The following is a 14,152-nucleotide window of genomic DNA, read 5'->3' on the forward strand; positions in this document are numbered from 1 at the left end:
TGAGTTGTCCTGAAAAAGGTTGACTGGATTAATATTATAAAATTAATTAAATCGGAACAAAAGAAATCTTATTCCGATTTAATTTTTTCCATGTTTTCAATTTTACTTGATTTTGTAAATGAGCTTGATTTGGAGTAAGCATATTTATTGATAAGTGTACTCTAATTTGATTATAAAGCAAAATAGATTCCTGAACCTGCTTTTTTAAGTTTTCAAAATTTTCAAAGATTTCGAACAATCCGAATTCTTCTTTCAAAATACCATTCACTCTTTCTGCAACTGCATTCTCATAAGGATCATAATTTTGAGTCATACTTATTAGAATATTATTTCTAATTAAATACTGCGTATATTCTTTACTGCAATATTGTAATCCTCTGTCTGAATGATGTATGAGATTACTATCTTGGTTTTTATTGGTAACAGCCATTTTTAAAGCTTTCAATGTAGAACTCGCCATTAGATTATCGGATAAATTATAACCAACAATTTTCTTAGAATAAGCATCAGTTATAAGATGCAGATAATGTGTTTTCTCTCTAGTTCTAAGATAAGTAATATCTGCAACCCAAATCTGTTCAGGTCTGTTAATCGCTATTTCTTTAGTTAAGTTTGGATATTTACGCATCCAGTGCTTTGAGTTTGTTGTCTTGTAATATCTTCGAACTTTAGGAACTAGTAAATATTCTTCGCGTAGAAAATCAAATAATTTATCTCTGCCAATTTTTATTTGATGTTTCTTAAAAGCATCTCTGAGCATGTAATGTAATTTTCTGCCGCCGGTTTTTGGAAGTTTTTGACGCACAGACATTATTAAACATCTCAGATGTTCCTGGTTTAAGTCTGATTTTAATAAAAGTGATTTTCTTTTATAATAGGCTTGCTTACTATACCCAAGCACTCGACATATTTCACAAGGGCTAATCTTGTAAATATGATTTATTTCTTGGACTGCTTGGAACCAGACTTTTTTACAATTTCAACTTTTAGCTCACGTTCGGCTATTTCAATAATTTTTTTAAAGACTAATAACTCCTGTTCTTTTTTAGCTAATTGTGCTTCAAGTTCTTTGATACGCTGAGATTGAGGATCTTTCATTGGTCGTCCGATGGTTAGTTTATCTTGATATGTAAATTTACCATATTTTTTTAACCAACGTGGTATACAGCTATTCCCAGCAATCTTATACCGCCGGCGAAGTTCCGCTTTTGTAAATAAACCCCGTTCAAATTCTTTTACAACTTGTTTTTTGAAGGCTTCACTGTAAATTTTAGGGGCTGACCCGTTTTTTAACTCTTCGCTTTCTATTGACATAATTTATTTAATTATAGTCAACTTTTTTCAGGACGAGACACATCATAAAAAAAGCCTCATAATGAGGCTTTTTTTATATCTGTTCTGTAAATTAGGCTTTAGCTTTTCTTTTTACTGTACAGCCTATTTCCTTAGTTTCAGTTATAGCAGGTTTCTGATTGCTTTTTAATGCTGCAATCACATCCTCTGCATATTTTGTTTTCTCTGTTTTAGTTCCTTCAGGATCATTATCGATTGCTCCTACATATTCTACGATATTTCCTTTTGATGTTTTAGAAACAATAAAAAGATGCGGTGTATGTTTTGCTCCGTATTGATCTGTAACTACTTGTCCCTGATCAAATAAATATGGGAAAGGATATTTTTTATCTTTTGCCAATTGCTGCATTTTATCAAAAGCATCAGCTTTAGAAGCTTCGGGATCATTTGGGTTAATGGCGATTACAGGATATCCTTGTGGTTTAAATTTTTTATCTAAATCGATTATTCTTTGTTCATATGCCACTGCATACGGACAAGTATTACAGGTAAAAACAACGATAAATCCTTTTGCTTTTGGATAACTTGCAAAAGAAATCTCTTTGCCATCAACATTTTTTAATTTGAATTCCGGTGCCGGCTGTCCTGCCTTAAGTGTTGCAGTTTGTGCGTGGGCAAATAAAATACTAAATACTAGTACTGTGATTGTTGTAATGAACTTTTGCATAATTTATAGTTTTTTATATTCGGTTAATAATTGTTCATAGGTTAGTTCAGATTCGATAAATTTTCTTTTATCTCCTTTTATAAAAATCGTCGCTGGAATACTTCCTGACCATGTTGGTTCTATACGGTCGATATATTCCTGGGGATTGCTTTCATTTAATAAAAAAACGTTGCTTTTCATGTTTTTTCTTTTGACAAAAGGAATCACAGCTGAATTTAATTTTGATTTAAAATCGACGCTAACCAACAAAACTGCGAGTTTCTCTGCTTTATATTCAGCATTTAGCTTCTCAAAATGTGGTAATTCCTTAATGCAGGGTGCACACCAGGTTGCCCAAAAGTTGACTACATAAGTGCTGTCTTTTCCGTTTTTGATTCTTTCGTTTAATTGGTCAACATTTATCAATTTTACATTTTGACTATATGACGTGATCGAAAAAGCAAAAAACAGGAAACTATAAATCTTAAATGCGTTGATTTTCATATTTACGGGCTTAAAATTATTTTTTTGCCTTACAAATATAAACTAATGAGAATTTAATTTTTGTTAATGAAAATCTAATAAGAAAGAAATTTCAGCGGAGCATATCCAATTTACAATTTTTACAGCGTATCTTTTGGTGTCCACATTTTAAAGAACTTAAACATTTTGTGATATTCTTCTCTTGGTACAAATGCGATACAAACTTCCTGATTGTCTAAAGAAGATTCTGTTAATACAATATTATCTTCTTCTTTTTGGGCGTTTATAAACTCAATTTCAGAGACTGCGCAAACTACTTTTTTGAATATTCCGTTGATCCATTTCTGCATATTTTCGTTATGTTCAAATTTTCTAAAACAGGCTAACGAAGCGTGCGCGGCAATTACCGGAACAAGTTTGTCAGGAACGTCCCGTTTAACTAAAATGTACATTTTCATATTAAATTGTATTGTTTTTACAGCGCAATATTCGCCACATGATTTTTTATGCTTATTCTTAAAAGCATTAATTTTCTATTTATTATTCCTCATCATCATCATAGGAAAGATAAGACCAATCAATATCTAAATTTTCTAAAATGCTATCAAAACGGTTCTGATGGCTTGTTCCAATAAAAACTGCGGTGCAAGCATTCGTTTTATCAAAAGACAGACTGATCATCTCATTATAATCATCAGTATATACTTTTTGATTATCGCGACTAATTTCCGGTACTAAAGTCCAGTTTTGCTCTACAGATCTTACAATATCTGAATCAACCGTGCCAAAATAATTTCCGTTATACTTTAATCCGCCTAAAGTACCATTAAAAACAGCCATAAACAGAAAGAAGTACTCAGTTGTCCGGGTTTCAATTTCCCAATCTGATTTTTCGATTGTATCATAATTACCGTAAACTGAAGGATTATCAAGTATTAAATCTTCTTGTTTGATTCCCCAAAATGCTACAGCCTGGTTTTCTTCGTAAATAACTAAATATCCGTCATCTGAAAATCCAACTTCATTGTTAAGTTTCAAAAGCTGGTTAAAGGAATAATTCAGATTTTCTTCTTTACCTAATTCCAGATAATATTCTTTAAGTTTTGCAGGCAATGTTGTATCTAATCTTTTTTCAAGTTCGAAAATTTCCGTTTCTGAAAATCCAAAACTTTCACTTTCCGAAAGGTTATAAAGGCGTTTAATTTTTTGATAAATCATCAGGTATTATTTTATATGTGGCTGATATTTTATTGCTCTAAAAAAAGTTCTAATTGTCTAAAAACAGGAATTAAGGATTTTCCTTTTTCTGATAAAACATATTCGATATGCAAAGGTTTTAGTTTGATAACATTTTTATCTAAAAGTCCAAAGTCTTCGAGTTCGCGAAGTGCAACTGCAACAGATTGTTTATTCGCCCCATTTAGATCTCTTAAAAGTCCGTTGAAACGTAAAGGTTTGTCTACAGCCAATAAATAAATCTGTGGTTTCCATTTGCCTGACAATAATTTTAAAAGTCCCTGAGCGGGACATTCATTTTCTTTTTCTGTAGTCATATTTTTTAGACTAATTGACTTGTGATTAAATACGAACGAACTTTGTGTAAATTTAAAAATTAAATCCGAAGCGTAAATTAAAAACAGTCAGATGAAATTACTTTCGCTATTATTAATCCTGATATGCAGTATCAATTTACAATCACAAACCAACTTTAACATGAATGAAAATAAAACCAATCCATTGTTGTGCGACCCTGTAAGTGGAACCTGTGAAATAACAACTGGCGAAATAACAAATGAAAAAGCACATATCGAGACAGAAAATAAGCCCGTAAAAATAATTTACTATACAGATCCTATTTGTTCTTCGTGTTGGGGAATTGAGCCACAATTAAGAAAACTAAAACTGGAATACGGCGATTATATTGATATTGATTACAGAATGGGCGGTTTATTGCCGGATTGGTCTTATAACAGCGGCGGTATCAGCAAACCCGCAGATGTAGCGCATCATTGGGATGAGGCCAGTTTGCATTATGAAATGCCAATTGATGGAAATGTCTGGCTTGAAGATCCGTTAGATTCTTCGTATCCTTCTTGTATTGCTGTAAAAGCGGCGCAAATTCAGGACAAGGAAAAAGCGGTGAAATTTATGCGGGTTCTTCGTGAAAAATTATATCTGGAAAAGAAAAACATTTCGAAATGGGAAATCATAGCCGACGCAGCAAAAATTACAGGTCTTAATATTCAAAAACTGAAAGAGGATTACGAAGGTGATGCAAAAAAACTTTTTCAGGACGATTTAAACTTAGCCAAAACACTTGGTGTAAGAGGTTTTCCTACTCTGTTTTTTGCTGATGCAAATAACAATCAAGTAACGGTTTATGGATCTAAGCCTTATGCCTATTATGAAAATGCCGTATTGGCATTATTTCCTGAAGCTAAAAAGAAAAATCCAAATAAAAATACCTTGTCGCTGTTTGAAATCTATCCAACATTAACGCCAAAAGAATATGCTGTTATTTGTACCATGTCATATCCTGAAGCCGAAGTTGTTTTAGAAGAATTGTATGATGAAGGAAAATTAGATAAAAAGTCTATCAAAAACGGTTCGCTTTACAGTAAGAAATAATCTAAAAACTAAAAGTTGTAAAGATTCATGTTTTTACAACTTTTAGTGCATTATAAAAGCAATTAGATAAGTGAATCTTCGGGATCACAAGGAAAATAAATCGTAATTTCTGTTCCTTTATCCAATGTACCAACTGCGCGGATATTTCCATTCGTGGTTTGCATTATTTTTTTGCACAATGCCAGTCCAACCCCTGATCCGTCGTATTTTTCGAGGGTATGTAATCTGGTAAATATCTTAAAAATAGATTCCGCATATTGTTGTTCAAAACCAATTCCGTTGTCTGTAAAAGTCACCCAATTGCAATATACTTTATTAGAGTATTCATTTATTTCCGGTTCTTGCGATGCTGTAACCTTAATCACCGGAACTCTGTCTGGTGATGCATATTTTAATGAATTTTGTATAATATTAGAAAATAACTGCTTCATCAAGAATGGTACTGCATGAACTTCAGGAAGATTTTCGCATTCAATAATTGCTTTATTTTCCTGAATTATCTCTTTCATATCCTGCAATGTTTCTTCCATAATATGATTAAGGCTAACATTCTGAAAGGATTCTTTTGTATTCTTTATTCGGGTATATTTTAGGATATCGATTAATAAATTTTGCATTCTATTAGCCGATTTTGTTATTCTCTGTAACGAATCTAATACAGAATTCGAAGGAATTTCTGTAGTATCTGATAATACTTTTGAAGCAATTAACTGAATTTTTCTTAAAGGCTCCTGCAAATCGTGTGTACTAATCCAGTTGATGTTTTCAAGTTCGAGATTTGTTTCTTTCAATACATCACTCAAATTTCGATATTTTCCTTCTTCTTCACTCAACAACAACATAATAATCTGATTGTGAAGGAAATGTGCATAACTCAATGCGGCATTTAATTCTGGCTGTAACCAGACTTTACTTTGGTGTTTTATGATTTGTTTCCATAAATTAAATGAATTTCTGGGATGTAATCCTTTACTGTCAATAATAATGGCTTTTTCAGGATCTCCTGCCCAGTTAATAACGGCAACTGTTTCTGGCCTGTACCAAATAATGTTATTACCGTTTCCCAGAGAGAAATAAATAATACCTGAAACATGTTCATAACTCTCTAAATCAAGCACATGATTGCTAATTTTATTGGTACTGAAAGTTTTTCCATACTCATTGGCATTCATGTTCAAAATAATTTTTTCTATATCTTTATCTACAGGCGTGATTCCGCTTTTGTAGGTTTTATGTCCAATACAAATTGAAACTCCGGATGCATTGCAAAGCTTTAACAATTCAGGATCAGCACAAATAATTTCAAAAGACTGATGTTCTAACGGAAGATTCAAAGCGGTCAATCTTTCCAGGGCTACAATAGTTTTACGGGCAATTTCGTACTCATCATTCGACTGACGCAAATCGATTTGCGAGGTAATAAATTGTCCCTGAAGTTTGGCTGCCAATCTAATTTCCGGAGAAATATTTTTAGGCGAATAATGATGACAGGCAATAAGTCCCCACAATCTGTCATGGTGAATGAGCGAAATAGTTAGTGTTGCCCCCACGCCCATATTCTCAAGATATTCAACATGAATTGGCGACGTACTTCTAAGTGTTGAAAGACTCAGATCAAGATTTTTATTTTCGCCATCATCGATTGTAAAAATAGGAACCGGCTCATAACCAATATCAACAATAAGTCGTAAAAGGTTTTTCATGTACAATTCTCTTGCCTGAACCGGAATATCCGTATGCGGATAATGTAGCCCTAAAAATGGCTCGATATCATCCCTGCAGCTTTCGGCAAAAACTTCGCCATTGTAATCTTCATCAAAACGATAAATCATTACACGGTCATAGCCTGTAATTTCGCGTGTTCCTTCTGCAACAAGCGCACACAACTCTTTTAGTGATCGGGTATTGTTCATATTAGACACAAACTGAATGGTTTGTGCATACAGGTCTGCCATTTGTTCTTTACCACTGGATTGTGGTTCAGCTTCAAGAACATAAATATCACCTGATTTATGTATCGCAATTTGAAAAGAGATTCCTTTAAGTTCTAACTGCAAAGGAAAAACAGATTGTTCTTTTTGGTTGTGTACATAATCATACAACTCTTTTTGCGCAGTTGCCCCAAAAATTTCACTGAATTTCTGACCTAATATTTCATTATATACCAGATCAATAAATACATTAATATTGGCGGTACAAAATTCAATTTTCCAGTCTAAATTTATTCCCAGCAAAAAACCATGAGGCTGAATACTTCCCGGAATGTGTATGGGTTCATGTTCACAATTTGTAAGCGTGACAATATCTCTGTTTACAATATCCCTAATCTTCATTGCCCGAAATCAAAAAATGATTATAAATACAGTCAAAGGCATAAACAGCGCCTTCAATAATTTCGTCTGCGCAATTATTTTGTTCTTCATAAGCTGTAAACTCATTTAAGAAATTCTTCCAGTAACTTCCGGTTTTATTTCCATAACCCGTAAAATAGGAAACTCCTTGTTCTTGATCTAATCCCGGAACAGTCTCTACATTTTTTAAAATAAATCGTCCGCCAAGTGTAGAACCTTCAACAACATACAAGATCCCGAGTGCAAATGGAATATTGATATTATCATTTTTAAAAACAGAAACATTTTTATCTTTTTTATAATTCAAAAAAGAAAGATCATGATCAATTAAATGTGTTTTTTCTCTTTCTTTTAAATCCGAAATAATATTCTCAAGTAAAGGATATATTGATTTCTCAATACTTGAATGCACATCATGCATAAGAGATAAATAATGGCAATAATCGTTTATCTGCATTTTTGGAGAAAGTATAGATGCTGAAACCGGAAGGCTTTCAAGATTTTTATGCGCAGTTGCTGTTTGAGATTTTAGTTTTTCTAAAAAATCAGCAGCTGTAGGAATATCCAAATTTTTAGTCATTGTAGAGTCTGATAATAATTTAACTGTAAGATATAGTAACGCTTTTTTACTTAAATAAGTGTAGAATATCAGTATTTGGGTAAAAGTAATATTTTTATTGATTAAAAAATATCTTATAAATTAAACTTTATTCAAACTGTTCCATGATTTGTTTAATTGGTCTGACCGCTAATTTTCTAATTATAGCAGCTGAATCAAAGGCGAAATTGACAGCTTATGATTTAAAATAATGATCGTTTTTGTTTACGGTTATACTTTTAATTTTAAATAAACATCATTTAATTTCTTCTAAAATCAATTCAGAAACTGCATCAATTACCTGGTCAACAATACTTTCAGGTTTTCCTGCAAAAGTAAAACGTTTGGCTATTTCTTTATCAGGAAAAATAATATGAACGAAAATTGTACCTACAGGTTTCTCCGGTGATTCGCTCCCGCCAGGTGTGGTTAGTCCGGTTAAAGCAACACAAATATCTGATGAAACGAAGCGATAGAAATTCTGCGCCATTAATTGAGTTACAATAGAAGATTCTGCACTATGTTTTTTGATAGTTCCCTTCGGAATCAAAAGCAAATCTTCTTTCATCGAGGTATGATAGCAGACCATTCCTCCTATCAGGATTTTTCCGGAATCTATTACTGTAGAGAATTCGTAATTTAATTTTCCTGCTGAAGCACTTTCTACAAATGTGATCGTTAATTTTTTGGCAATTAAAGCTCGGCAACATTCAATTACTTTTTCAGAAGGCATAGTATATTTATATTAGATTTATTCTCCCGTTTCACTATGGGGCGCATCTACGGGTTTAGATTGTGAAGATCCTTTTTGACGTAAAAAAACAGACAGCACAATAATGGCAAAAACCGAAAGGAATTCGCTTTGCCAGTTTTGAAAAGATTCAAACCAAAAACGGGATTCTCCCCAATAATCCGCTAAAGAAATTGGTGAATTCCCTTTGAGTATATTAGCTGTATTTTCATCTTTGAAACTTCCGTAAAAATGAAGTCCAAATGAGGCAAAAAACAGTAAAAATAAAACTATGGTCAATGAGTTTTTATACAACCATAACCAGATACCTCCTTTTTTTACAGGCCATGGCGCGCCTTTTCGTTCGGCAGAAGGTTCACGATCTACTTCTTCATCTCCATCAAAACCTTTAGACTCTGATGATCCTTTTTGTTTTAAGAAAATAGTGAGCCATACAAATAAGGCCATTTGCAAAAACTCACTTTCCCAATTTTCAAAAGTTGATTCGATAAAATGTCCGGTAGTCAGATAATTACTCATTGTAACGGCATGGCCGCCATTTTCTATAAGCTCCTTGTTATATTCGCCAATACCAAAAAATATCTGACCAAAAAAAGCTCCGATAAAAAGTAACAGAAACACAATAGACAGACTGTTTTGGTATAAAAATTTTTTCATTTGGTACTTATTATAAATTTCATATTAGGTATCAATCAGAAACACATAGCAACATAGATTTTACACTTTTTTAATAAAACCCCAGGTCGCTATGTGTTCATTGTTTGATGATTTTGCAAAGGTTTATCCCTATTTTGCTTGTTTTAATAAATCTTCTCTTTCCCAGAAACGGTGTCTTCCCATAGCTTTTATAAAAGAAGTGGCCAAAGCCTTATCGCCTGTTTTTTCGCTTGTCAGGATTCCGGCATCTTTATGCAAATCTTCTTTTAAAGGAAGAACCTGAACTCCCTGACCTTCTGCTGCAATAAACTTGCAATGATGGTAGGCATCTTTTATAAATTCGCCCACTTCTTTTTTATCTTTAAGTGCGGTAATTCCTTTTCCTGCGGGAAGAAATACGGCATCAAATAATACAGATGAAGCGATAAGATAACTTTGATCTACCGGAATTTCAAGACCTTCCTCAGAAACAATTGTGCCTAAATGTGGTGCAATAATCACTGCTTTTGCGCCTGCGTCCTTAAGAGCCAGTTTCATCGTTTTTATAGATTCGGCATTTACACCTTCTGCACATAAAAATGCAACTTGTCTGGTAGCGATCGTATTCGAAATTGTTGGATTTTTAAGCATGCTTAAGGCATCAGAACTTTCAATAGATTGTTTTACTTCTGTAGGTTCATGTTTTCCGTTATCATCAGCTCCAACTCCGTGGTTAATTGGTTTTTCAAGTTCAGCAGGTACATTCATCCCTAAAGCTTTGCCCACTTTTGCCGCCAGATTTTTGTCTATTTTAGAGATTAATCCCAACATACGTTCCCTGATTGCTTTTGTTTCTACTTTTCCAAGTTCAAAAGATAAAGCATCAGTAATATGATTTTGTTCTATTGGTGTCTGACTGTTAAAAAACAGTTTCGCCTGACTAAAATGGTCTGAGAAACTCTCGCTTCTTTCGCGTATTTTCTGGGCATCGATTCGTTCGTTGAAACTACTAAAACCTCCTTCGTCTATTTTTGCCTGAAACGGACAACCGCCTCCTAATGAATTAGGATGATAACTTACACGACCAGTTGGAATTTCCTGACGCATATGTCCGTCACGCTGGTTGTTGTGCATTGGTGCAACGGTACGATTAATTGGGATTTCATGAAAATTAGGGCTTCCTAATCTCGACAATTGTGTATCTGTATAAGAGAACAATCTTCCTTGTAACAACGGATCGTTCGAGAAATCAATTCCGGGAACAACATGTCCGGGATGAAAAGCAACCTGCTCTGTTTCTGCAAAAAAGTTGTCCGGATTTTTGTTCAGCACCATTTTACCTATAATTTGTACCGGAACTAATTCTTCGGGAATCAATTTGGTTGGGTCTAAAAGGTCAAATTCAAATTTATGTTCGTCAGCTTCCGGAATAATTTGTACGCCTAATTCCCATTCAGGAAAATTTCCGCCTTCGATAGCTTCCCACAGATCCTGTCTGTGAAAATCTGAATTTTTACCTGATATTTTTTGTGCTTCATCCCAGGCTACGGCGTGCGTTCCTAATTTAGGTTTCCAATGAAATTTTACAAAATGAGATTCGTTATTTTTATTGATAAATCTAAAAGTATGAACTCCAAAACCTTCCATCATTCTTAAACTTCTTGGAATTGCCCTGTCGCTCATAACCCACATAATCATGTGCATGGATTCTGGCATTAATGAAATAAAATCCCAAAAGGTATCGTGTGCAGAAGCTGCCTGAGGCATTTCGTGATGTGGTTCAGGTTTTACGGCGTGAATTAAATCAGGAAATTTCATGGCATCCTGAATAAAAAATACCGGCATATTATTTCCTACTAAATCATAATTTCCTTCCTGTGTATAAAATTTAACCGAAAATCCGCGTACATCACGTGCTAAATCTGTAGAACCTCTTGATCCTGCAACGGTAGAGAAACGCACAAAAACAGGAGTTTTTATACTTTTATCGTTTAAAAAGCCTGCTTTGGTATATTTTTCCATTGTGTCGTACAATTCAAAATATCCATGAGCTGCAGATCCTCTGGCGTGAACAATTCTTTCCGGAATACGTTCGTGGTCAAAATGGGTAATTTTTTCTCTCAGAATAAAATCTTCCAGCAACGAAGGTCCTCTCTCGCCTGCTTTTAATGAATTGTTATTGTCATTAATTTTTACTCCTTGATTGGTCGTTAGAAACTGATTATCGGCATTTGATTTATTGATCTCTAAATCTCTTTGCTTATCATCAGCGTGATCCTGACTTGGTTTTTTTGAATTTTTCATTTTTTTGATCGTTGTTAGGATTTTTAAATAGTTATAAAAACAGTGATTTTTAATTCTCGTTTGTAGTTATCATTCGAATTTGAGAATTGTTAACTTTAAAAGCCAAACAAATTTACTTTACAATGAAACCAAGAATTTACATGATTACAGGCAAAGATTATATCATTTAAACATTTGATTATCAGACGCCATATTGCTAATGATTTTTAAAATAATAATAAAATCATACTCTTGAGTATTATTATATTATTCAGGAGAATACTTACATTATAAATTACTGTTAATTATACAATTAGAATTTATTTTTCTGTAAGGAACTGCGGAACTTTAGGAGGTAGATTTGTAATTATAACTAATTTTAAAGTATTGTATTATGGAAAATAGAGAAAATCAAAATTATGGTTATGAAAACCGTGATTTTAATCAGGACTTAGACACTCTTATTGATAAAGAAAACGCCAATCAGGACAATAAATATCAAATTCAGGAAGAGTTTATAGATGATATCAACCATCAGACTAATGATTATAACCGAAATGAAAATAATCCGGGTGAAGAACCAATAGTGAATGACGAAGATCAAATTACAAATGATGAGGATCCGGACGATTTAGATGATTCTCTGGAAAAAGACGGAGATCTGGATGATGATGATTCAGACGAAGAAGCTTCACGAAATCTGGACCGCGATATAGAGGAAGTATCACATGATCCTTTCCCGAGTATTAGTCCGGAAAAATTCTAGATCATGAAATATTACTATTAGATAACCGTTAAGAATTTAAACTTAACGGTTATTTTTTTGATCTATGCTAAAAATTTTATAATAAAAAATTAAAACTATATAACCTTAATAGATTGAATTGCAGTAATTTTAAAGTATCTGTTTTAAATACAAAACGTGATTAAAAAAAATTAATTTGTCTTATGGATATTACAATTCAACTTATCTGGTTATTTGTTCTGGCTATTCCTATAGCTTGCATTAGCTGGACGGTCACGCATGAAGAAATATTTAAGGAGCCTCGCGAATGGTGTGTCAAACATTCTAAAAACGAGCGGACAATCTTAGCCAGAAAGGCATTTTATCTCTTTACATGCGAATATTGTTTTAGCCATTATGTCACAATTGTATTTTTAGTCCTTTGTAATTATAAACTTTTGCTAAATGATTGGCGCGGCTATATTTTGGCAGGATTTTCGCTTGTTTTTGTAGCAAATGTTTATATGAGCCTTTTTGCTTTGTTAAGACAGGCTATTAAAAAAGAAAAAGTAGAAATCGAAAAAATTGAGATTGAGAATGAAACGGATAGTGAGAAACTATCTTTATAATAAAAGTTAAACTAAATAAATTAAACAAATCATGGAAAATTTAAATTTTATAGACCCATTATTGCACGGAATTACGCCTGAAACAGTAGGAAACAAAATACCAAATCTTTCTGTAAAACACTTAGTTTGTGCGGGAGTAGGTTCACTTATAGTTGGTGCTGCATTAAAAAAAGCAGGACAAAATAAAGCCGGTGCCATAGTAGGAAGTCTTGCCTTACCATTATTGGCTTCTGCATTTTACAAACAGATTTCGAAAAAAAATAAAGAAAAAAGAGAAATCAACGAGAGCAGTGGTATCGAATATAATTACTAAATTTGTTTTAGGTTTTCCTTTTCAGGTTCCCAATCATACAAAAAACAAATAAAGAAATATTGGTTAGCCATTAATTCATGGATTATGCTACATCATCAGCTAGAAAAGATTCGTGAATTAATGGTTATTTTTTATTGAAATATCATTATAAATCAAAAAAGCCTGTAAATTTATTACAGGCTTTTTTGTTATTTTTACTTTTGCTGTGCTACGAATAGAAACCACCATAAATAAGCACATTCTAAGAATGATTATTTAACCTGAATATTTCCTTCGACCCAATTCAGGGCTTTATTGAAATCTATTTTTTTAAATCCTTTAAATTCTCCCGGAACGACATAACTAAAACCGTTAGTAAAAGTAATTATCTCCTCAGAATCTGTAACGATGGCAGCCCTGTTCCATTTTCCCAGATGTTTCAATCCAAGTAATGCATCCTGAAGCCAGGCTCCAGCAGTGAAATTCTGAATATCAGTATCTAAAACTAATAAAAAATTGATTTCATTAATTTGTTTTACCAAATGTTCTACAGAAGGAACGACTACACGCAAAAAATCTTCTTTGGTTACTTCTGCCAGTGCTCTAAAAGCTACAATATTGTCTGTTGTATCGATTTGATGTATCATTTTATTTTCTTTTTTGATTTGTATATTTTGATATTTTTATTTCTTTTTTGATAATTACTTTCAAATTTACGTCCACAACTTCTATCATTATTTATAATATCTCATTCTATTTTTATATTATAACGACTTCT

The 14,152-nt window shown here is 33.0% G+C and carries 16 protein-coding genes; 4 read left to right on the plus strand and 12 right to left on the minus strand.

Annotation, left to right across the window (positions count from 1 at the left end; genetic code table 11):
• Positions 1 to 46: 46 nt before the first annotated feature.
• From BXU01_RS14005 to BXU01_RS14035, 6 genes are all read right to left on the minus strand, one after another.
• Positions 47 to 1,314, minus strand: a protein-coding gene (locus tag BXU01_RS14005; protein ID WP_123774022.1) for an IS3 family transposase whose coding sequence is annotated in 2 segments (ribosomal slippage) — positions 47 to 975 and positions 975 to 1,314 — 1,269 coding nt in all. Because the reading frame shifts where the segments join, the coding sequence is not laid out codon by codon here.
• A gap of 91 nt (positions 1,315 to 1,405) precedes the next feature.
• A complete protein-coding gene (locus tag BXU01_RS14015) occupies positions 1,406 to 2,020 on the minus strand; it encodes a thioredoxin family protein (RefSeq protein WP_083693777.1) in 615 nt (204 codons plus the stop codon).
• A 3-nt stretch (positions 2,021 to 2,023) separates the two neighbouring features.
• Positions 2,024 to 2,503, minus strand: coding sequence for a TlpA family protein disulfide reductase (locus tag BXU01_RS14020; RefSeq protein ID WP_083693778.1), 480 nt, complete (start codon positions 2,501 to 2,503; stop codon positions 2,024 to 2,026).
• 119 nt (positions 2,504 to 2,622) lie between these two features.
• Positions 2,623 to 2,940 (minus strand): peptidyl-tRNA hydrolase, encoded by a 318-nt coding sequence (locus tag BXU01_RS14025; RefSeq protein WP_083693779.1) that lies wholly within the window; start codon positions 2,938 to 2,940, stop codon positions 2,623 to 2,625.
• An 82-nt stretch (positions 2,941 to 3,022) separates the two neighbouring features.
• The gene (locus BXU01_RS14030; RefSeq protein WP_083693780.1) at positions 3,023 to 3,700 is read right to left on the minus strand and encodes a hypothetical protein; all 678 of its coding nucleotides are present in this window, start codon (positions 3,698 to 3,700) and stop codon (positions 3,023 to 3,025) included.
• 29 nt (positions 3,701 to 3,729) lie between these two features.
• On the minus strand, positions 3,730 to 4,035 hold the full coding sequence (locus tag BXU01_RS14035) for a helix-turn-helix domain-containing protein (protein ID WP_083693781.1): 306 nt from the start codon (positions 4,033 to 4,035) through the stop codon (positions 3,730 to 3,732).
• Positions 4,036 to 4,195: 160 nt separating this feature from the next.
• Here BXU01_RS14035 and BXU01_RS14040 point away from each other — a divergent pair, with 160 nt between their 5' ends.
• Positions 4,196 to 5,110, plus strand: coding sequence for a ClpXP adapter SpxH family protein (locus BXU01_RS14040; protein ID WP_083693782.1), 915 nt, complete (start codon positions 4,196 to 4,198; stop codon positions 5,108 to 5,110).
• A gap of 62 nt (positions 5,111 to 5,172) precedes the next feature.
• Here BXU01_RS14040 and BXU01_RS14045 read toward each other — a convergent pair whose 3' ends face one another.
• The 5 genes from BXU01_RS14045 to BXU01_RS14065 all read right to left on the minus strand — a co-directional run bounded on the left by BXU01_RS14045 (position 5,173) and on the right by BXU01_RS14065 (position 11,750).
• Entirely contained in the window at positions 5,173 to 7,443 is a 2,271-nt protein-coding gene (locus BXU01_RS14045; protein WP_083693783.1) for an ATP-binding protein, read from the minus strand.
• Entirely contained in the window at positions 7,433 to 8,041 is a 609-nt protein-coding gene (locus tag BXU01_RS14050; protein ID WP_083693784.1) for a biliverdin-producing heme oxygenase, read from the minus strand. The genes BXU01_RS14045 and BXU01_RS14050 overlap by 11 nt, the downstream gene beginning before the upstream one ends.
• 274 nt (positions 8,042 to 8,315) lie before the next feature.
• Positions 8,316 to 8,792: a CinA family protein gene (locus tag BXU01_RS14055; RefSeq protein WP_083693785.1), complete on the minus strand. Its 477-nt coding sequence runs from the start codon at positions 8,790 to 8,792 to the stop codon at positions 8,316 to 8,318.
• A gap of 18 nt (positions 8,793 to 8,810) precedes the next feature.
• Positions 8,811 to 9,467, minus strand: a complete 657-nt coding sequence (locus BXU01_RS14060) for a DUF6766 family protein (RefSeq protein ID WP_083693786.1) — start codon at positions 9,465 to 9,467, stop codon at positions 8,811 to 8,813.
• A gap of 129 nt (positions 9,468 to 9,596) precedes the next feature.
• The gene (locus tag BXU01_RS14065) at positions 9,597 to 11,750 is read right to left on the minus strand and encodes a catalase (protein ID WP_083693787.1); all 2,154 of its coding nucleotides are present in this window, start codon (positions 11,748 to 11,750) and stop codon (positions 9,597 to 9,599) included.
• Between the two features lie 373 nt (positions 11,751 to 12,123).
• On the opposite strand from BXU01_RS14065, the gene BXU01_RS14070 reads away from it, so the two are divergent.
• The 3 genes from BXU01_RS14070 (at position 12,124) to BXU01_RS14080 (ending at position 13,395) form a co-directional block, all read left to right on the plus strand.
• Positions 12,124 to 12,495 (plus strand): hypothetical protein, encoded by a 372-nt coding sequence (locus BXU01_RS14070; protein WP_083693788.1) that lies wholly within the window; start codon positions 12,124 to 12,126, stop codon positions 12,493 to 12,495.
• A gap of 182 nt (positions 12,496 to 12,677) precedes the next feature.
• Positions 12,678 to 13,082: a hypothetical protein gene (locus BXU01_RS14075; RefSeq protein WP_083693789.1), complete on the plus strand. Its 405-nt coding sequence runs from the start codon at positions 12,678 to 12,680 to the stop codon at positions 13,080 to 13,082.
• A 31-nt stretch (positions 13,083 to 13,113) separates the two neighbouring features.
• On the plus strand, positions 13,114 to 13,395 hold the full coding sequence (locus BXU01_RS14080) for a hypothetical protein (protein ID WP_083693790.1): 282 nt from the start codon (positions 13,114 to 13,116) through the stop codon (positions 13,393 to 13,395).
• Positions 13,396 to 13,646: 251 nt separating this feature from the next.
• Here BXU01_RS14080 and BXU01_RS14085 read toward each other — a convergent pair whose 3' ends face one another.
• A complete protein-coding gene (locus tag BXU01_RS14085; RefSeq protein WP_056254873.1) occupies positions 13,647 to 14,021 on the minus strand; it encodes an STAS/SEC14 domain-containing protein in 375 nt (124 codons plus the stop codon).
• Between the last annotated feature and the right edge of the window lie 131 nt (positions 14,022 to 14,152).

The sequence above is a fragment of the [Flexibacter] sp. ATCC 35103 genome (assembly GCF_001975985.1).
Classification (GTDB): Bacteria; Bacteroidota; Bacteroidia; order Flavobacteriales; family Flavobacteriaceae; genus Flavobacterium.